Source organism: Mesorhizobium sp. WSM4308 (assembly GCF_002294905.1).
Taxonomy (GTDB): domain Bacteria; phylum Pseudomonadota; class Alphaproteobacteria; order Rhizobiales; family Rhizobiaceae; genus Mesorhizobium.
Window position 1 is genome coordinate 335,605 of record NZ_NSFW01000007.1, and the last position, 18,621, is coordinate 354,225.

General features: G+C 61.6%; 18 protein-coding genes, 1 pseudogene and 1 riboswitch. Of the genes and pseudogenes, 8 read left to right on the forward strand and 11 right to left on the reverse strand.

Going from position 1 to position 18,621, the window contains the following annotated elements; all coding sequences use genetic code 11:
* Positions 1 to 2 precede the first annotated feature (2 nt).
* From CK227_RS15765 to CK227_RS15805, 9 genes are all read right to left on the reverse strand, one after another.
* Positions 3 to 932, reverse strand: a complete 930-nt coding sequence (locus tag CK227_RS15765) for a MurR/RpiR family transcriptional regulator (protein ID WP_095776002.1) — start codon at positions 930 to 932, stop codon at positions 3 to 5.
* 12 nt (positions 933 to 944) lie between these two features.
* Positions 945 to 2,396, reverse strand: a complete 1,452-nt coding sequence (locus CK227_RS15770; RefSeq protein WP_095776003.1) for an amidase family protein — start codon at positions 2,394 to 2,396, stop codon at positions 945 to 947.
* Entirely contained in the window at positions 2,386 to 4,050 is a 1,665-nt protein-coding gene (locus CK227_RS15775) for an ABC transporter ATP-binding protein (protein WP_095776004.1), read from the reverse strand. Before CK227_RS15775 ends, CK227_RS15770 begins: the two co-directional genes overlap by 11 nt.
* Positions 4,047 to 4,898: an ABC transporter permease gene (locus tag CK227_RS15780; protein ID WP_095776005.1), complete on the reverse strand. Its 852-nt coding sequence runs from the start codon at positions 4,896 to 4,898 to the stop codon at positions 4,047 to 4,049. Before CK227_RS15780 ends, CK227_RS15775 begins: the two co-directional genes overlap by 4 nt.
* A gap of 11 nt (positions 4,899 to 4,909) precedes the next feature.
* Positions 4,910 to 5,848, reverse strand: a complete 939-nt coding sequence (locus tag CK227_RS15785; RefSeq protein WP_095776006.1) for an ABC transporter permease — start codon at positions 5,846 to 5,848, stop codon at positions 4,910 to 4,912.
* A 61-nt stretch (positions 5,849 to 5,909) separates the two neighbouring features.
* The gene (locus tag CK227_RS15790) at positions 5,910 to 7,457 is read right to left on the reverse strand and encodes an ABC transporter substrate-binding protein (RefSeq protein ID WP_095776007.1); all 1,548 of its coding nucleotides are present in this window, start codon (positions 7,455 to 7,457) and stop codon (positions 5,910 to 5,912) included.
* A 555-nt stretch (positions 7,458 to 8,012) separates the two neighbouring features.
* Complete coding sequence (locus CK227_RS37290; protein WP_245318400.1) at positions 8,013 to 8,282, reverse strand: hypothetical protein; 270 nt, start codon at positions 8,280 to 8,282, stop codon at positions 8,013 to 8,015.
* Entirely contained in the window at positions 8,279 to 9,763 is a 1,485-nt protein-coding gene (locus CK227_RS15800) for an NAD-dependent succinate-semialdehyde dehydrogenase (RefSeq protein WP_095776025.1), read from the reverse strand. The genes CK227_RS37290 and CK227_RS15800 overlap by 4 nt, the downstream gene beginning before the upstream one ends.
* Positions 9,764 to 9,765: 2 nt before the next feature.
* A complete protein-coding gene (locus CK227_RS15805) occupies positions 9,766 to 11,046 on the reverse strand; it encodes a 4-aminobutyrate--2-oxoglutarate transaminase (RefSeq protein ID WP_095776008.1) in 1,281 nt (426 codons plus the stop codon).
* Between the two features lie 147 nt (positions 11,047 to 11,193).
* Between CK227_RS15805 and CK227_RS15810 the strand changes: the two genes are divergently transcribed.
* Complete coding sequence (locus CK227_RS15810; RefSeq protein WP_095776009.1) at positions 11,194 to 12,006, forward strand: cupin domain-containing protein; 813 nt, start codon at positions 11,194 to 11,196, stop codon at positions 12,004 to 12,006.
* A gap of 28 nt (positions 12,007 to 12,034) precedes the next feature.
* On the opposite strand, the gene CK227_RS15815 is transcribed toward CK227_RS15810, so the two are convergent.
* Positions 12,035 to 12,310, reverse strand: a complete 276-nt coding sequence (locus tag CK227_RS15815; RefSeq protein ID WP_095776010.1) for an IclR family transcriptional regulator C-terminal domain-containing protein — start codon at positions 12,308 to 12,310, stop codon at positions 12,035 to 12,037.
* 176 nt (positions 12,311 to 12,486) lie between these two features.
* On the opposite strand from CK227_RS15815, the pseudogene CK227_RS15820 reads away from it, so the two are divergent.
* Positions 12,487 to 12,838: pseudogene (locus CK227_RS15820) on the forward strand (Tn3 family transposase); the annotation flags it as partial.
* Positions 12,839 to 13,082: 244 nt separating this feature from the next.
* Entirely contained in the window at positions 13,083 to 13,475 is a 393-nt protein-coding gene (locus CK227_RS15825) for a hypothetical protein (RefSeq protein ID WP_142886643.1), read from the forward strand.
* 96 nt (positions 13,476 to 13,571) lie between these two features.
* Here CK227_RS15825 and CK227_RS15830 read toward each other — a convergent pair whose 3' ends face one another.
* Positions 13,572 to 14,246: a DUF309 domain-containing protein gene (locus CK227_RS15830; protein ID WP_245318402.1), complete on the reverse strand. Its 675-nt coding sequence runs from the start codon at positions 14,244 to 14,246 to the stop codon at positions 13,572 to 13,574.
* On the opposite strand from CK227_RS15830, the gene CK227_RS37295 reads away from it, so the two are divergent.
* The 5 genes from CK227_RS37295 to queE all read left to right on the forward strand — a co-directional run bounded on the left by CK227_RS37295 (position 14,171) and on the right by queE (position 18,252).
* Positions 14,171 to 14,503 (forward strand): MFS transporter, encoded by a 333-nt coding sequence (locus CK227_RS37295; RefSeq protein WP_095776012.1) that lies wholly within the window; start codon positions 14,171 to 14,173, stop codon positions 14,501 to 14,503. The two genes, CK227_RS15830 and CK227_RS37295, sit on opposite strands and share 76 nt — an antisense overlap.
* A complete protein-coding gene (locus CK227_RS15840; RefSeq protein WP_095776013.1) occupies positions 14,496 to 16,151 on the forward strand; it encodes an MFS transporter in 1,656 nt (551 codons plus the stop codon). The genes CK227_RS37295 and CK227_RS15840 overlap by 8 nt, the downstream gene beginning before the upstream one ends.
* A 312-nt stretch (positions 16,152 to 16,463) precedes the next feature.
* Positions 16,464 to 17,162, forward strand: coding sequence for a 7-cyano-7-deazaguanine synthase QueC (gene queC / locus CK227_RS15845; RefSeq protein ID WP_095776014.1), 699 nt, complete (start codon positions 16,464 to 16,466; stop codon positions 17,160 to 17,162).
* Entirely contained in the window at positions 17,162 to 17,518 is a 357-nt protein-coding gene (gene queD, locus CK227_RS15850) for a 6-carboxytetrahydropterin synthase QueD (protein WP_095776015.1), read from the forward strand. The genes queC and queD overlap by 1 nt, the downstream gene beginning before the upstream one ends.
* The gene (gene queE / locus CK227_RS15855; RefSeq protein ID WP_095776016.1) at positions 17,515 to 18,252 is read left to right on the forward strand and encodes a 7-carboxy-7-deazaguanine synthase QueE; all 738 of its coding nucleotides are present in this window, start codon (positions 17,515 to 17,517) and stop codon (positions 18,250 to 18,252) included. Before queD ends, queE begins: the two co-directional genes overlap by 4 nt.
* 242 nt (positions 18,253 to 18,494) lie before the next feature.
* Positions 18,495 to 18,611, forward strand: a riboswitch (TPP riboswitch).
* Positions 18,612 to 18,621 lie beyond the last annotated feature (10 nt).

An 18,621-nucleotide genomic window follows, 5' to 3' on the forward strand; every position in this document is an offset into this window, starting at 1 on the left:
GATCAATCGTTACGGCGCAGATAGCTGCCGCCGACGAATTCTCCGAAGAGGGTGCCCATGTCGCTCATCATGGCGAAGTTGCGCTTAGCCTTTGGCCCGAGTTTGGTGGCAACGGCGTCGATGAGCAGATTGAGCACGACACTGAGGCTTGCCGTAGAATCCCAGAAGGTTTTCACATGCGTATGCGCCTCGAAGACGAAGCGCGTATAGGCAAAGGCCCAGTGACTGAACTTGTCGGTGACGATGACCAGCGGCACGTCCATCGACTTCAGCTTCTCTACCAGCTTGATGCCGCGCGTCGCGTAAGAGGCCGTGTCAACGAGGACGACGGCGCTCTGCTTGGGATCTGCATTGATGATCTCGCCGAACGTGCCCGACGCGTTGTCGATGAAAATGACGTTGGAACGCGCCCAGAGCAGGCGGCTGGCGAAATCCAGCGCCAGGCCCTTCGAGGCCTGGAAACCGACGACATAGATGGTGCGCGCCTTTGCCAGCAAGCTCGCCGCCTCGTCCCACACTTCGGACGTGGTCAAGGCATAGGCCTTCACGATGGCATCCAGCTCCAGCCGCAGGCTTTCCTGCAGCATCTGCTGCCGGCCTTCGCGCATCTGAAAGCGGGCCATGTAGTCATCGATTTCGCTGTCCTTCTCCGTGACCGCCACGCGCAATCGTTTCTTGAGGTCGCGCAGATTCTCGAAGCCGAGGCCGCGAACGAACCGCGTGACCGTCATCTCGCTGACGCCGACCGCCTGCGCTATGCTGCTGCCGGTCTCGAAGGGCAAAATCTGGATATTGTCCAAGATATAGGCCGCAAGGCTTTGCTCCGAGGGCGAAAACCCAGACATGCGGTCGCGCAGGATCGCTTCGATGTCCATCTTCTCCTCAACGCCGTTCGATCCCTTGGCATCCTTGCCGCTTCGTGCTTTCGCCACAATGACAGACTCCTAGAAATTGCCGGCGTAAATGGCCGGACGCCCCTGTCCCCAGATGCCGGGAGCGCTTTCTACCTCTTCCTCGATTTGCCGCGCAGCCGCAAGCAGCAGGTCTTCCCGTCCAAAGCGGGCCACGAGCTGGATGCCGATGGGCAGGCCGTCCCAGCTGCGCCCGAGCGGCAGGGATATCGCGGGCTGTCCTGTCGCATTGAACAGCGCCGTGAACGTCTCCTTCGGCGCCAGATCGTCGAACACGCCCTCCGCGTCGATGCCGGCGCGATTGGGATCGAAGGTGCCGATCGGTTCCGGCAAAATGCCGCTGGTCGGCGTCAGCAAGAGATCATATCCGGCAAGAAAGCGCCCGACCTGCCGGGTCACGCGATCATAGACGGCAAGCGCGTCGATAAGCTGTGCGCCGCTGATGCAGAGCCCCCAGCGATAAAGAGCATATACGCTTGTGCCAAGCGCTTCCTCCAGCGAGCGGTTCATATGCCGCGCCATTGCCGGCATATGCGCGGCGGCGTCCGCGGCCCAGATAACCTTCTGCGCCTGGAGGAAGACCGGATAATCGAAGTCCGGCGACGCCTCCTCCACATGGTGGCCAAGGGATGAAAACCGCTCCGCCGCCGATCTTGCCGCGGCAGCAACCTCCGGGTCGATCTGTACGCCGGACCACGAGCGCGTGCACAGGGCGATGCGCAGCCCGTGGGGCCTGTGCTCGATGGCGTCGAGATAGGTGCCCACTGGCGGTGCGATCTCATAGCCGTCGCCGGCATCCGGGCCATGGCACAGGTCGAGCAGGGCTGCAGTATCGCGGACGGAGCGTGTGAGCATAAAGGCCGTTGCCAGGCCCAGAAGCCGGGCATTTGCATTCGGCGCGCCGGTTACACGCCCGCGTGAGGGTTTAAGACCGATTAAGCCGCAGAACGCCGCCGGATTGCGGATTGATCCACCACCGTCGCTGCCCTGCGCGAAAGGCACGATACCCGCAGCAACGGCGGCCGCTGCCCCGCCGCTGGAGCCGGCAACGCCACGTTCCGGGTTCCACGGATTGCGGGTTGCGCCATACAAGGGCGATTCCGTCGCCGCTGGGACGCCAAATTCGGAACTTGTCGTGCGGCCGACATTGTTCAGGCCGCCGGCGCGCAGCCGTGTCCAGTAGACGGCATCATGGCCGGCGCGGAAACCTTGCGCGAGACGGCTGCCGAACTCGGCCGGGCGGCCCGCCTCGATCGGGAAGTCTTTGGTGAGGGTGGCAATGCCGCCGAAGGGGGTGGCGGACGCCGCCTCCGGCAGGGACTCGAGCGCGTCCGGGTAAAGTTCAATGACGGCGTTCAGCGCAGGGTTCACGGCCGCGACGGCCTGTTCCACGCACCGGCCGATCTCCCTCGGAGTGACCTCGCCTTTCGCCAGCAGGCGTGCGAGGCCGGTTCCATCACGGGCTGCATATTCATCAAGTCGCATGGCCCGCTACCGGTTGTGAATGAGGGATTGTCTGGGTCGTCGGCAGCCGGGCCAGCGAACCGACCAGCGCCTGCGTATAGGGATCCTGCGGTGTGGACAGAACCTGCTGTGCCACGCCTTGCTCGACGACGCGCCCGGCCTTGAAGACATAGACGCGCTGGCAAAGGCTGCTGACCACGGCAAGATCGTGCGAAATGTAGAGCAGCGTCAGCGAGCGCTGGCGCTGGAGCCGCACGAGCAGTTCCAGGATCTGCGCCTGCGTCGTGACATCGAGGGCCGAGGTGATTTCGTCCGCGATGAGAAGCTGCGGCTTCAGCGCCAGCGCCCGTGCTAGGCCAACGCGCTGGCATTGGCCGCCGGAAAGCTGCTGCGGCTTGCGATCGCGCAGGCTGCTCGGCAATTCCACCATCTCCAGCAATGCATCGGCTTCTTTCCGCGCCGTTTTTCGGTCCGCGATGCCGTGCCGCCAGATCGGCTCCGCGACGGCCTCGGCAATCGTCAGGCGCGGATTGAGTGAATCGTACGGGTTCTGGAACACCATCTGCACGCGGCGGCGGAAGGCAGTCAGCGCCTCGCCGCCGAGCGCCCCGACATCCTGTCCGTCCAGGCGGATCGCGCCGCCGCTCGGCGTGTTCAGGCGAATGATCGACCGGGCGAGCGTGCTCTTGCCCGAACCGCTTTCGCCGACGATGCCGACCGTTTCGCCCGTATTGATCTCCAGATCGACGCCATCGAGGGCGCGGAAGGAATTGCTGCTTCCGAAGCCGCCGAGCAAGCCCTGCCCGGTGGGGAATGTCACCGAAAGATTTTCGACGCGAAGCAGCGATGTTCCCCGATCCGGGCTGCCGACCGTGCCATAGCTCTTGCGGCCGGGCTGGGATTCGATCAGCAGTCTTGTATAGGCATGGCGCGGCCGGTTGATGACGTCGTCGATCGGCCCCTGCTCCACCACCTCGCCATTGCGCATGACCACGACGCGCGAGCAGATATCCGTGACGACGCCGAGATCGTGCGATATGAGGATCATCGCCAGCCCGGTCTTGCGGTTTAGCTCCTTGAGTAACTCAAGAATGCGGGCCTGCACGGTGACGTCGAGGGCGGTCGTCGGCTCGTCGGCGATCAGCAGCTTCGGTTGGCAGCCGATGGCGGCGGCGATCATCGCTCGCTGTTTCATACCGCCGGAAAATTCGTGCGGATAGGAGCGCGCACGCTTTTCCGGTTCGTGGATACCGACGTCTTCCAGCAGCTTGACCGCCCGCAGCAGACCTTCGCGTTTGCCGATGCCGAGATGCCGGATCATCGGCGCCGCGACCTGCTGGCCAATGCGGCGCAGCGGGTTGAGATGCGATGCCGGGTTCTGGAAAATCATGCCGATGTCGCGGCCGCGAATGGCGCACAGTTCTTCCTCCCCGAGCGCCAGAAGATCCTGCCCGTCGAGCGCCACCGTACCCTCGGCGCGCGCCGCGCCGGTCAGCAGCCGCATCACGGCACGGCAGGTCACGGACTTGCCCGAGCCGCTTTCGCCGACGATGCCGAGGACCTCTCCCGCCTGGAGCGTGAACGAAACGTTCTTGACCGCCGCAAAGCCGCCGAAGCTGACGGAGAGGTCCTTGACGTCAAGCAGCGGCGGCTTGCCGGTCTCCAGCCGGCTCATGCCGTAACTCCCCTACGATGTATCTGTCCCAGCCCATCACCGAGCAAAGCAAAGCCGAGGCCGAGCGAAATCGCGGCCAGACCGGGGAACAGGCATATCCACCAGGCTTGCTGCACGAATGCCTGTCCGTCGGCGATCATGACGCCCCACTCGGCAACTGGCGGCTGCGCACCCAGGCCGAGGAAGCCGAAGCTCGCGCCGGCCAGCATGACGAGCACCGCATCACTGACCGCGTAGGCGATGACGGGCCCTATGGCGTTCGGCAGCACATGATGGCCCAGGATGGCGGCCGGCGAATAGCCGAGGCACTTGGCCGCCTGGATATACTCGCTTTCCCGGATCGTCAGCACCTGCGCCCGCACCAGGCGCGCGTAGCTGACCCAGCCGACAAGCGTCAGCGCCAGGATGAAGTTGAGGAGCCCCGGCCCGAGCACGCCGACGATGGCCAGCACCAGTACGAAGAAGGGGAACGCAACAGTGAGGTCGTAGATGCGCATGAACACATTATCGACCACACCTCCGAAATAGCCGCTCAGCAGCCCGATGGTCGTGCCGATCAGCAGCGGTGGAAGCACACCGGCCACGCACAGCAGCAGATCGACGCGGCTTGCGAAGAGAACCCGCGAGAAGACGTCGCGGCCGACCTGGTCCGTGCCGAACAAATGGGCGGCACTCGGCGGCGAGAGCATGTTCATGATGTCGATGGCATCTGGGTCATAGGGCGCGATCATCGGGGCCGCCAGCGCCAGCACCAGCCATGCGAACAGGACGACGAGCGCAACCAGCATGGTGGGCGTGATGCGGCGGACGGAGGGTGCGGTCCGCGCCAGAACGGGGCTTTCAGCCATGTGCGATCTCCTCAGAGCCGGACGCGCGGATCGATGAAGGCGCTGAGCAAATCCACGAGCAGCGTGATCAGGACGGTCGAGATCGCGAAGACCAGAGTCAGCCCCTGCACGACGTAGTAGTCGCGGCCAAGCAGCGCGTTGACCATCAGCGTGCCGAGGCCCGGCACCGCATAGACGGTTTCGACGATGATCGCGCCACCGATCATGAAGGCCACCATGACGCCGAGCAGGTTAAGTGTCGGCAGCACGGCGTTCGGCAGCATGGTCTGCCAGAAGATCTGCCGTTCCGTGGCGCCCTGCGCCCGCGCGGCCGTGACGAAATCGGCCGTCGTCTTCTCGATGAGGGCGGCGCGCAGGCTCTGCGTCAGAACCGGCACCAGCCAGATGGCCGTCGACACCGCGGGCAGGAAGAGGTGGTAGAGATGCCCGGTGAAACCCGTGCCGTAGCCCGACACAGGGAACCAGCCGAGGCTAACGCCGAAGAAGCGCGACATCATGATGCCCAGCCAGAACACCGGAATGGTGAGGCCCGCAATGCCCACCAGACGAATGATCTGGTCGGCGACGCCGCCGGGCCGGCGCGCACCGAGGATGGCGAGCGCGACCGTCGGCGGGACGGCGAGGCAAATGACATAGACGGTCAGGAACAACGTCGGCCACATGAACTGTTCGATAAGCTGGCTGACCGGCCGCTGAAAGCGCAGCGACAAGCCGATATCACCCGAAAGCAAGTTTGCGAGATAGGTCAGGAACTGCCGCCAGAGCGGCAGGTCCAGCCCATATTGCGAGCGGATCGCCGCGATGGTCTCGGCGCTCGCCCTCTCTCCGGCAAGAAGCCGCGCGGGATCGCCGGGGGCCATGTGCACGAGCAGGAACGTCACGAGGCTGATACCGGCAAGCACACCAATCAATTGCAGCAGGCGCCGCGCAATGAGTTGCAGAAGGGGCAATCCGGTTCTCCGGTTCGAGCGTCAAGGGCGCGCCCCTGTCGCGGGGCGCGCTTGAGGCGGCTCAATGGCCGAGGGACGTTTCTTCCAGCGTCCATTGAAGCGCGGGCGTCAGCTTGAGACCCTGGAGACGCTTGGAATAGGCAACCGCATTCGGCGCATAATAGAGGGGGATCTGCGCGACCTCTTCGGTGGTGATCTTCTGAATCTCCTTGTATATTTCCGCGCGCTTGGCCTGATCGGCCTCCTTGGTGCCCTGCTCCACGAGCGTGTCCACCTTCGGGTTCGCATAGAAGGTGCTGTAGGAGTTCGAGCCGCAGGATCCGCACACGGCCCAGCGCACGGCAAGGTCAGGATCGGTGGTCTCGTTGTACCACCAGTTGGCAGCGGCGTCGTAATCGCCCTTGCCGGTGGCATCCCACCAGGCGCCGGTATCGACATTGACGATCACCGGCTTCAACCCGATCGCCTGCCATTGGGCCTGGATCAGCAGTGCCGTCTGCTGCGACGGCGCATCGGCGGTCGCTAGGATCTTTACCTCGCGCCCTGCCATGCCGGATTCGGCCAGTAATTCCTTTGCCTTGGCGGGGTCGTGCGGAATGCCCGGATAATGCTTGTCATGGAAATCGATGCTGCCCGGCAGCGTGGTGTTCGCCGGTTCGGCATAGCCACGCGTGATGGCCGCGGCCATGGCCTTGTTGTCGATCGCCGTGCCGGCCGCCTGACGCGCCTTCAGATTGGAGAAGGGCTCGCGCTTGTGATTGAGCAGGATCATGTAGATGGTGGTCGAAGGCTCGAGCCGCATATCCACCGTCCCGGTCGCCTTCAGCTCGTCGATCTGCGCCCACGGCACCGCGCGCGCCACGTCGATCTCGCCGGCCTTCAGCATGGCGATGCGGGTTTCGGGCGATGCGATCTCGATCAGTTCGACCGTGGCGTCCGACTTCGGATAGCCGTTGCGCCAGTAGTGCGGATTGGGTTCGAGAACGAGCTTCTCGTTCGGCTTCCACTGTTTGACTTCATACGGGCCGGACGTAACCGGGACCGTGGCGAAAGCCGCCTCCTCGCCGCGCTTCCCCACATCGGCCTTCGAGACGATGCCCATGTTCCAGATCTCCGCATTGCCGAGGAACGGCGCGAAGGCCGACTTGAGCGTGATCACCACGGTTTTCGCATCAGCCGCGGTCACCGATTCCACGGGGCCCAGCGGCGCAGGATAAGCCGATTTCTTGTCGCTTCGGATACGGTCGAGGCTGAAGGCCACGTCGGCAGCCGTGATCGGCGAACCGTCCGAGAACTGTGCATCGCGCAGATGGAAGGTGTAAGTCTTGCCGTCCGGCGAGATCTCCCATTTCTCGGCGAGCCCAGGCTCCAGCGCGCCGGTTTCGGAGTTGCGGCGCAGCAGGCGCGAATAAAGCTGGCCGTAGGTTTCGATGTTGCCAGCTGCCGCGGAGCGCATCGGATCGAGCGTCGTAGTCTGGTAAGGCGAAACGACGCGGATGACATCGTTGGCGAAGGCCGGAACGGCCCAACACAAACCCATCGCGACGAGGACAGCCCCGTGCAACACCGCGCCCGCAACCCGCTTGCGGGACCCGCTCAAGGAATTCATCTTGTTCTCCTCCCGAACATTTTCTCTTGTGCCTTTCGGCATGAGGCAGAGGTTTATGTGATATTGCTAACTTATGTCAACAAGATAGTTGAAAATCTAACACACAACACGCTCGTGGATCGCAAGCCCGGCACCTAGGCCAGCGATGGCGACGCAACGGACGAAGAAATCGGCGACGATTCTTCGAATTTCCGCCACTCGAGCGTCACCTGCATGGCGAACTTTGTGCTGATCGCGAGTTCGAACGAACTCCAAACGCGTGGATCGCGATACGTTATGGGCATGGCGCGTAGCACGAGTGCTCCTAGGCCGTTGGCTGCGGAATGTTAGTCAGCTTGCGCGCCCCGCCCACGAGCATCCGCCAGCGTATTGCGGGCGATCCGGTCATAGAGCCTGCGCCGTGGCATTGTGCCTCTGGATCAGCCAATAGAGGTTGGCTATGCCAAGTTCGTCGGCTTTGCATAGACCGTTTCGATGAGGGCCCGCCCGACGCCCGTGCTTCAGCTCTCGGGATCGGCATAGAGGTCGTGCAGATAACAATTTGTTCTTGGTCGATCAGGCCGTGCGATGCTGGATATACTGCACAAGGCCGACCGGCTTTTCATTCACCATGGCGATGAAGCCGTTGGGCTTGAACTCGCCCTCCGAAACAAAGCGGCTGAAGGTGGTCTGGTTTCGTAGAAGTGCGGTCCACAGCCGCCGCCATTCCTGTTCATCGCTGGCTGCGATTGGCCGAATGACGAGGTTTCCATGCCATTTAAGATCCATTTCGGTGTCGGCCGTTGCCGTGTTCAGGAGGTGAGCAATGAGCGCGTCAGCCCTCATCCTTCGATCGAGAGGCAAAGATATTTGATCTCCAGATAGTCCTCCAGACCATATTTCGAGCCTTCGCGGCCCTGGCCGGATTGCTTGATGCCGCCGAAAGGCGCCGTCTCGTTGGAGATCAGGCCGGTATTGATGCCGACCATTCCGTATTCGAGCGCCTCGGCGACGCGGAACACCTTCGACAGGTCCTTGGCATAAAAATAGGAGGCAAGCCCGAATTGGGTGTTGTTCGCCATTTCGATCACCTCTTCCTCGGTCTCGAACTTGAACAGCGGCGCAACCGGTCCGAAGGTTTCCTCGCGGGCAACCTTCATGTCTGACGTCACACCGGTCAGGATGGTCGGCTGGAAGAACAACCCCGCTCTGTCGGCGGGCTTGCCGCCCAGCGTGATGCTGGCGCCTTTGGAAAGGGCATCGGCGATATGCTCTTCCACCTTCTCCACGGCCTTCTGGGTGATGAGCGGGCCGGCATTGACGCCGTCCTCGAAACCGTCTCCGACTTTGAGTGCCGCAACCTTCGCCGCCAGCTTTTCGGCAAAGACGTCGTAGACGCCAGCCTGCACGTAGAGCCGGTTGGCGCAGACGCAGGTCTGGCCGTTGTTGCGGTATTTCGACACCATCGCACCTTCGACCGCCGCATCGAGATCGGCATCGTCGAACACGATGAACGGCGCATTGCCGCCGAGCTCGAGACCAAGTTTCATGATCTGCTCTGCACCCTGACGCATCAGGATCTTGCCGACGCCGGTCGAGCCGGTGAAGGTCAGTTTGCGCACCTTGGCGTTCTCGGTGAATTCCTTGCCGATGGAGGAGGAATCGGTCGAGGTGACGACGCTGAAGACGCCGGACGGCAGTCCGGCGCGTTCCGCCAGTAGCGCCAGCGACAGCGCCGAAAGCGGCGTCTCGGCCGCAGGCTTCGACACCATGGCGCAGCCGGCAGCGACAGCGGGCGCGAACTTGCGCGCCAGCATCGCGTTCGGGAAATTCCACGGCGTGATCGCCGCAACGACGCCAACCGGCTGCTTGAGGACGATGATCCGCTTGTCCTGCTGGTGGCCCGGGATAGTATCGCCATAAACGCGCTTGGCCTCTTCGCCGAACCATTCGACATAAGAGGCGCCATAGAGGATTTCTCCCCGGGCTTCGGCCAGCGGCTTGCCCATTTCCATGGTCAGGATGGCGGCAAGATCGTCGGTATTGGCGAGCATCAGATCGTAGAGGCTGCGAAGGATCGCGGCTCTATCCTTGGCCGTCTTTTTTGCCCAGTCCTTCTGCGCCTTGTAGGCGGCATCGACAGCGCGGGCCGCCTCGGCGCGACCCATGTCCGGCAGGGTCGCGATAACTTCACCGGTCGACGGGTTGGTAATGTCGAAAGTCTTGCCGCCATCGGCCGCCGACAGCCATTCACCGGCGATCAAGGCCTTGTCAGTAACAAGCCACGGATCCTTCAAACGTGCAAGCAAAGCGTTGGAAATGCTCACTGTCATGCCTCCTTGGCGCATTCGCGCAGGGTTTCCTCCAGGATGTCGAGCGCTTCGGAAAACACCTCGTCCTGGATGGTCAGCGGCGCGAGGAAACGGATGACGTTGCCGTAAACGCCGCAGGTCAGCAGGATCAGACCCTTGGCCAGCGCCTTTTCGCGCACCTTGTTGGTGAACTCGGCATTTGGCGTTTTGCTTCCTGGCACGTTGAATTCGACGGCGTTCATGAAACCCGGCCCGCGAATGTCGGCGATCTGCGGCACGGCGTCGGCAAGCGACTGCAGGCGCTGTTTCAGCCGGTTGCCAAGCAACGTCGCCCGGTCGTTGAGGCCCTCTTCCTCGATCACGTCGAGAACGGCATTGCCGGCGGCGACGCCGATGGGATTGCCACCATAGGTGCCACCGAGCCCGCCCGGCCCCGGAGCGTCCATCAGATCGGCGCGGCCCGTCACGGCTGCGATGGGGAAGCCGCCGCCAAGGCCCTTGGCCATGGTGGTGATGTCTGCCACCACGCCATGATGTTCCATGGCAAACAGCTTGCCGGTGCGCGAGAAGCCGGTCTGCACCTCATCGGCGATCAGCAGGATGCCGTGTTTGTCGGCGATCTCGCGCAGCTTCTGCATGAACGCCTTCGGCACTTCGTAAAAGCCGCCCTCGCCCTGAACGGGTTCGACGATAAACGCCGCCACACGGTTCGGATCGACATCCGCCTTGAACAGCTTGTCGAGCACGGTGAGCGAATCGTCGACCGTGTAGCCATGCAGTTCGACCGGGAAAGGCACATGATAGACATCCGGCAGCATAGCGCCGAAACCGACCTTGTAAGGAACCACTTTGCCGGTCAGCGCCATGCCCATGAACGTGCGGCCGTGGAAGGCGCCGGTGAAGGCGATGATCGCCGAGCGGTTGGTTGCGGCGCGGGCGATCTTGATCGCATTTTCTACAGCTTCCGCACCTGTCGTGACGAAGACGGTCTTCTTTTTGAAGTTGCCCGGAACGGCCTTGTTCAGCCGCTCTGCGAGGCGCACATAATTCTCGTAGGGAACCACTTGATGGCAGGTATGGGTGAAATGGTCGAGCTGGTCCTTGACCGCAGCGATGACCTTCGGGTGCCGATGTCCCGTGTTGACCACCGCGATGCCAGCGGCGAAATCGATATAGCGGCGGCCTTCGACATCCCAGATCTCCGCATTTTCGGCGCGCTCCGCATAGACCTGCGTGGTGACGCCGACGCCGCGCGAAATGGCGTCGGAGCGGCGGTCTGCGAGTTCGATATTCTGCATGGAAGCAATCCCTGAAAAACGGAAGACTGGTGGTGAGGAGGCGAAACGTCTCAGTCAAAAAAATGTCTACATTTTTTCTGTAGAGTTGCAAGATGCATCTTGTAACCGCTAGAAAAATTTCACCCTGCGAGAACCTGCCCGCGGCATATGCAAAAGAACCCTCTGAAAATTGCCGAAGCGGCGCGCAGCGCCGGCGTTTCCCCGTCGACACTCAGGCTGTGGGAACAGCAGGGGCTGGTCGAACCGATCCGCACGCCCTCGGGGCAGCGACTTTATGATTCCGAACTCATCGAACGGCTGCAGACGATTGCCTGGATGCGAAGCGAAAAAGGTCTCAATCCGGCAGCCATCAAGGAAGGGCTGAAGGACGAGCAGGAATCGCGCCTCGCCATGCAGGGCAATGTCGCTGGCGACGACATGCCGATCGGGATGAAGGTCAGGAGCCTGCGACGGCAGGCACGGCAGACGCTGCAAACAGTAGCGCGTGCGACGGGGACCTCCATGTCGCAGCTATCGACTTTCGAGCGGACGTCGCAGGGAATCTCGATCACCGCGCTGCACGATGTGGCAAAACACCTTGGGACGACGGTCGCCGATCTCAGCGGGCAGCAGTGGCAGGACGAAAGCGCATCGCTCGTACGCAGCGGCGAATGGGTGACGTGGCCTACGACCTCGTCGGGCGTCACCATCCATGCGCTCGTCCCGGGTCGGAGGCAGATGGAATGTCATCGTTTCGACCTTGCGCCCGGTGCCTCCAGCGAAGGCTCCTACCGTCACGAGGGAGAGGAATTCATCTTCGTCCTGGCGGGAACGCTGCAGGTCGTGCTCGACGGCGACCAGTTCTTCGAACTGCGCACCGGAGACAGCTTCTATTTCGAGAGCAACAGGCCGCATTCCTGGCGCAATCTCTCGGACAGTCAGACAATGCTGATCTGGATCAATACACCGGCGACGTTCTGACGCCGGCGCCCGCAGATCCCCGCCGGGATCAGGACCTGTTGGAAATCATCCGCGCGGCCGAAATCGCCAGCGGCGCATGTTTGCGGCAGAAGGAGTCGGCATCCCAGTCCGACAGCGAACCGACGATATGCACCGCGCCGATCGGCGTGTTGCGTTCTTCGAAAATCGCCGATGCCAGCACGATTTCGCCAATCAGCATCTGCTCTACGCATAATGCATAACCGAGTTCGCGGGCTTTATCGATCTCCGCAAGTATCTCGCTTCGCGCCGTGACAGTCTTCGGCGATTGCGGGACAGTGCCGATTTGAGGCCATTGGTAAACTCGGTCTTAGGATCGGAAACCCCTACCCTCAGTCAAAAACTCTTCTGTTTTCAGTCGCATAGGCCACCCGCCAGCGACGCAAAATTTCGGACTGGTAAGCCCCGTGAAATGCCAAATTTTTCCGGATATCACACCACTTTGTCGTTCGAATTATCTGTCGCTGTACGGAATTAAGCCGATCTTCAGTCTTCTTTCATGAGCGTGGCGAACTCCGCGACCGGTCATTCGAAAGTCAGGCATTCCGCGCATCGGGCCTCAATCTTGTCGTTAGCGCGATCGTCCACTGGAACACTGTCTATCTCGACCGCGCGGTCACAGAGCTCAAACGAGCGGGAAGGAACGTCCCAGATACGCTTGAAGCATATCTCGCCGCCGAATTGGGAGCACATCAACCTGACGGGCATCTACACCTGGCATAGCGAGCAACGTCTCCCGGAAGGCTCCAGGTCGCTTCGCCTCCCGGCAGGGCTACGCCGTGCCGCACAACGTTCCTGCTCCCTTCGCCCTTAGCCTACGATTCCGCACTGCTCTTGTTCCGACCCGGATTGGCCGGCGCAAGCGATCCTCGAACATGTGAAGCAAGTCGCACCTCGATGGGCGGCGGCTCCGGACCCGCTGAAACTGTCGCATTCGTCACCTTGAAGTCAGCTTCGCACCGACGCCGCCGTTGTGCCGCAGTCAGGCTAGGTGGTCGCGTGAGTGGGGCCCTGCAAAGCGTCGGGATACCGAACCTGGACAAGCGTTCACATCATCGTTGCAACCCAACGGCCTCGTGAAGCGGCCACAGTCGATCTGGGGCGGCATCGACCTCGCTGCCATCGCCAACGAAGTCGCTGAAGTGAAGACGGAAGGTGCGATCGCCAAAGCGACGCCGCCGCTGCTTTTTTCCGAAGATCTTCGTCCTCAGCCAATGCTCACCACCGGTGAAGCAGTATCCGACGCCAAGGGCGTGATCGTTCCGGAGGGATCGATTCCTAAGCCGCCGACGGTTGAGGAAATGCCGATGGCGGAAGCATCGAACGCACAGACCGGAGGCAGACGAACCCGCAAGTTAAAGCGGTGGCAGAAAGATGTTCCTTTGCCGAGAGGTGAACGATGGAAGCGGCGCCTTCCATGGGTGCTCCGCCAGAGCCGGGGTCAGCGGTAGGCCCACTGCTCCAGGATTGAAGCTGCCCTTGTCAAACTCACAGACCGGCAGTGCATCCAGTTAACGAAGAAGTTTGAACCGCACGCTAGGTGACGCCTATCGGCCGTCCCCGGATTTCGGTGCAAGAATGAAATTGAAAACGGGCTCAGGCAGGCCAGGCATCGGCTCTCGCAAAACAACCGGGAGAGTTGTGGCCGCTTCGGCTTCGACCGCGAGGGCGGCGGGTGTCATTCCGATTGCCGCCTCGAAGAGCCGGCTCTGCAGAAGCGCCACCTGACGAAAGAGCGCTGCAGCCCTTGCGGCATGGCGCGCGGCAGCGACCCTCTTTCCCTCGCGGATCTTCACCCCGGCCGCCGCCAACAGGATCAATCCCTTGAAGAAAAGGCGATGCTGGGCGCTTTGTTTCGCAGCATGCCATAGAGGCTCCCAAGCCTCATGAGCTTCCCAGTAATAGCCGTGGTTGAAAAGGTCGATTCCCCATCGGAACACGTTTGAGGTGAGTGATTCCTCGACCGTAACAACGGTCACCGGGTCGCTTTGATAACTGTGACCCAACGGATCACGAATCGGATGTGGATGTTTGCCAGGCAGGTATGCGTAGCCCGGGAAACTCTTTTCGGGCAGCAGGCGAGGACGTGACATAGACCCAGCAATCACGAAAGCATGTTGGTGGCAATTCCAGATGAAGTAATCGCTTGCGCCAGAGTGCCAGCGGTAAAGAAATATCTTGCGCTGCCCCGACAAAATGCGCTCATGGGGCCATTCCTCCACGGGCACGTGCGCCGGGAGCGCCGCTCGAGAATGCGACCTTTCGTTCGATCTGGCTTACCACGCAGGTCGCCAGCCTTGGCTGGCTGATTCAAACCGTCGCCATCAGCTGGCCGATGGCGACTATTTCGACTTCGGACGTGATGGTCGCCTCATCGGAGCAAAACAGTTTCTCTCAATTTGCCAGCCGCCACGGTTCAGTCGAGATTACATGCGAGACGGCCGATACCGGAAAGCAAAGGTTCGCAAAAAATGAGTAGAGTGGCTGGATCAGTTGAAGATTTGGCTGCGCCGACGACCTTTGCGCCACTCATGCAGCCGACCTTTCGTTCGATCTGGCTCGCCACGCAGGTCTCAAGCCTCGGCTGGTTGATGCAGACTGTTGCCATCAGCTGGCTGATGGCAACGATCTCGACTTCCGATCTGATGGTTGCGCTGGTACAGGCTTCATCGAACCTGCCCGCGTTCATTTTATCTGTCTTCGCCGGGGTGCTCGCCGACAATTTCAGCCGTCGCAGGGTCATGTTCGCCGGCCGCTGCCTTATGGTGATAGCCTCTGCGATGCTGACCGCTGTTGTCGCGCTGGGCTTTGTTAGTCCGTGGATGATCCTCGGCTTCAGCTTCTTGATCGCAAGCGGCGGTGCTCTCAACGATCCCGCCTGGCAAGCGTCTGTCGGCGATATCGTGGATCGACGCGACGTTCCCGCTGCCGTCACTCTGCTCTCCGTCGGCTTCAACACTGTGCGGACGGTGGGCCCGGCGCTCGGCGGCATCGTGGTTGCCTCGTTCGGGCTTATGGCGGCCTTCTGTGTGACCACCCTCACCTATTTGGTACCCCTGGCCACCATATGGCGCTGCAAGTGGAAGGTTCGCTCCTCACCTCTTCCACGCGAGTCGATGAGGACGGCCATCTATGATGGGCTGCGGTTCACGGCGATGTCATCGGAAATCAAGGCGGCGATCGCTCGTGGAACCCTCTTTGGTCTGGCGAGCATCGCCATACTCGCGCTGCTGCCGCTGGTTGTCCGCGATCATTTGGGCGGAGGACCGCTCGCCTATGGCACGCTCATGGCCGGCTTCGGAACGGGCGCCGTCTTTGCCGGCCTCTCCAACGGCACATTCAGACGGAGCTTATCGCAGGAACGGTTGATGAGGCTCGCGTGCGTCGCCTGCGCGGCGTGCTCTCTTTCCCTTGCACTGACCTCTTCCATTGCGGTGGCGGCACTTGCGCTCGCCCTGGGCGGCGCGGGCTGGGTCACCGCCTGGTCCGGGGTTGGTGTGAGCGTGCAGCTGGCGAGCCCGCGCTGGGTCGTGGGGCGCACCATCTCGATCTATTATGCATTAATCGATGGCGGCATCGCGGCCGGCAGCTGGGTATGGGGCACGGTTTCCCAGAACCATTCGCTGACTTTGGCACTGGAGGGCTCCGCTGGTGCTCTGCTGCTGGTTGCCGCCGCGGGAGTCCTGTTTCCCCTTCGCGAGCGCCGCGAGTCCGAGCCCGATCCTTTGGACGAATTCGACGCCCCGGCTGTCGCTCTCAATTTGAAGCCGAGAAGCGGCCCGATCGTGGTCAAGGTCAAATATCTGATAGCCGAGAAGAATCTCGAGGCCTTCCTCGACCTCATGCGGCAGCGGCGTCATGTCCACAGCCGCGTCGGTGCGCGGAACTGGACCCTTCAGCGCAACCTGCAGAAGCCCATCCAATGGACAGAAACGTTCCGTACGCCGACCTGGACGGACTATCTTCGCTTAAACCATCGTCTCACGGAAGTAGACAAGGAACTGGACGAGCGTATCTTCCAGTTGCATGGGGGAGAGGAAGCGCCTCAAATGACGCTTTCGATTGAGCGGCCGACAAGCTCGGCCCGCAAACCCTATCAGTCAATCCTTCACCTTCCCCGTCATTGAAGCGAGACTGCCGAGGACCTTTTCCGTCCGTCGATCACACTCGCCGCATGGATCGCTTCCGGTCTGTGGAGTCGGGCGCGCGTTTGCGGCGGGACCATATTGCCGAGGAGGTCGGGGCCAGTCGCGTTCAGGTGCGAGCTCTTTTCGCCGCCTGCGCGTCAAATTGCGTGCAAGTCGTGTTGGGCCCCTGGCACCAGGGTGCGTGCGCCTCAATTGCGTCCACCCCATTCACAAAAGCGGCTCCGTGGAGTACTGGGCACGCAGAGAAATCTCCGGTCGCAGCCTTACCCGGTCAAAACAAGGAATCAAACCATGAATGCCCTCGTCATCTGCTCCGGCGGATTGGACTCTGTTTCGCTCGCTCACAAGGTGGCGACCGAACAGAAACTCATTGGCCTGCTTTCGTTCGATTACGGCCAGAGGCACAAAAAGGAACTTGGCTTTGCCTCTATCTGCGCCAAACGGCTGGGTGTTCGGCACCAGATCGTCGATATCCGCGATGTCGGCCGGAACCTGAGCGGCTCGGCGCTGACTGATAGTGTGGACGTGCCCGACGGGCACTATGCCGAAGACTCCATGAGGATCACGGTGGTGCCGAACAGGAACGCCATCATGCTGGCTATTGCCTTCGGGGTTGCCGCCGCGCAGAAGGCCGATGCGGTGGCCACTGCCGTCCACGGCGGAGATCATTTCATCTATCCCGATTGCCGGCCCGCTTTTATCGATGCCTTTCAGACGATGCAAAACCATGCGCTCGCAGGCTACGCCGATATCCGCCTTTACGCTCCCTATGTGAATATGTCGAAGGCCGACATCGTCAGCGAGGGGACAAAGTACGCCACACCGTTCGAAGCGACGTGGTCCTGCTACAAGGGCGGCGCACGTCATTGCGGTCGCTGCGGGACATGCATCGAACGGCGTGAGGCATTCGACCTGGCCGGCATTGCCGACCCGACAGATTATGAGGACGCGGACTTCTGGCACCACGCTATCCAGACAAGGAGCGCGTGATGTTCCGCATTACCAAAGAGTTCCATTTCTCGGCCTCACATCAGCTCACCTCCTTGCCACCCGATCATCAGTGCGCGCGCCTACACGGCCACAATTACATCGTCGTAGTGGAGCTTTCAGGTGGCGAACTGGACGAACATGGCTTTGTGCGCGACTACCAAGACGTGGCGGCGCTCAAGCACTACATCGATGGGACGTTCGACCATCGGCATCTTAACGACGTCCTGGGGCATGACCGTGTCACGGCGGAATGTCTGGCCAGGCACTTCTACGACTGGTGCAAAGTGCGGCTCCCACAAACCTCCGCCGTGCGGGTGAGCGAGACGCCGAAAACCTGGGCGGAATACCGGCCATGACTTACGCAATGCAGCCCGGAATCCGCGTGAGCGAGATTTTTGGGCCGACCATTCAGGGCGAAGGCATGCTGATCGGCTTGCCCACGGTGTTCGTAAGAACAGGCGGGTGCGATTATCGCTGTTCCTGGTGCGACAGCCTGCATGCGGTAGACAGTCGCTTCCGCCATGATTGGGAGATGATGTCAACCGGTGCAGTCTGGCAAAAGGTCATTGCGCTTTCCGGCGGTCAGCCCGTGATGGTGTCGCTGTCGGGCGGCAATCCGGCCATTCAACCGCTTGGCGCGCTGATCGACCACGGGCATAGTGAGGGCTACCGCTTTGCATTGGAAACCCAAGGCTCGGTGCCTAAGGAATGGTTCGCGGATCTCGACGTGCTGGTGCTCAGCCCCAAGCCACCCTCAAGCGAAATGACGACAGATTGGGCCGCGTTCGACACCTGCGTCGAGGCGGCGCTGGATAAGCCGCGGATGGCGCTCAAGCTCGTCGTCTTCGACGATGACGACTATGCCTATGCCAAAGACGCCGCGGCGCGCTATCCGCAACTACCCGTCTATCTGCAGCCTGGCAATCACACGCCGCCGCGTCCCGGTAACGAAGACGCGTTGATCGACATGGCCGGTGTGATGAAACGCATGGAATGGCTGGTCGAAAAGGTGACCCGTGACAGGTGGTTCGAGGCTCGTGTACTGCCGCAACTTCATGTTCTGCTTTGGGGAAACAAACGGGGCGTCTAGCCCACGCGGCCGATGACGTAAGACGGACATCCAGTTGTCGGCAGCAACGTCGGTCCAAGAAAGCCCGAAAATGCCGTGCTGGAAAAGGTTTCGAATCCGCATGCCTGTCGTGGGTGCTTCGCGCTCCTCTAGGCGTGACTTGCTCTCGACACGTGCGCGCGCTTCCCCAGGGTTGATTGGTCGCCGATCGCCGCCTCGGGCCGAATGCGCTTGACAAGATAGCGCAGGCCCGTTCAACCTAGGGCATTCACCAGGGGAGTCCCGGCAAGGGGCTGAGATACTGCTGGCTTTCGCGGCGCAGTGACCCGTTGAACCTGATCCAGTTCATACTGGCGTAGGGACGGTGCAAGCGCTTTGCGGGAGTTTACG

Coding starts and splice junctions, on each gene's coding strand:
- CK227_RS15770 (WP_095776003.1), bottom strand. CDS start 2,396: ATGCGACTTGATGAATATGCAGCCCGTGATGGAACCGGCCTCGCACGC.
- CK227_RS15775 (WP_095776004.1), bottom strand. CDS start 4,050: ATGAGCCGGCTGGAGACCGGCAAGCCGCCGCTGCTTGACGTCAAGGAC.
- CK227_RS15780 (WP_095776005.1), bottom strand. CDS start 4,898: ATGGCTGAAAGCCCCGTTCTGGCGCGGACCGCACCCTCCGTCCGCCGC.
- CK227_RS15790 (WP_095776007.1), bottom strand. CDS start 7,457: ATGAATTCCTTGAGCGGGTCCCGCAAGCGGGTTGCGGGCGCGGTGTTG.
- CK227_RS37290 (WP_245318400.1), bottom strand. CDS start 8,282: ATGAGGGCTGACGCGCTCATTGCTCACCTCCTGAACACGGCAACGGCC.
- CK227_RS15805 (WP_095776008.1), bottom strand. CDS start 11,046: ATGCAGAATATCGAACTCGCAGACCGCCGCTCCGACGCCATTTCGCGC.
- CK227_RS15810 (WP_095776009.1), top strand. CDS start 11,194: ATGCAAAAGAACCCTCTGAAAATTGCCGAAGCGGCGCGCAGCGCCGGC.
- CK227_RS15840 (WP_095776013.1), top strand. CDS start 14,496: ATGAGTAGAGTGGCTGGATCAGTTGAAGATTTGGCTGCGCCGACGACC.
- queC (WP_095776014.1), top strand. CDS start 16,464: ATGAATGCCCTCGTCATCTGCTCCGGCGGATTGGACTCTGTTTCGCTC.
- queD (WP_095776015.1), top strand. CDS start 17,162: ATGTTCCGCATTACCAAAGAGTTCCATTTCTCGGCCTCACATCAGCTC.
- queE (WP_095776016.1), top strand. CDS start 17,515: ATGACTTACGCAATGCAGCCCGGAATCCGCGTGAGCGAGATTTTTGGG.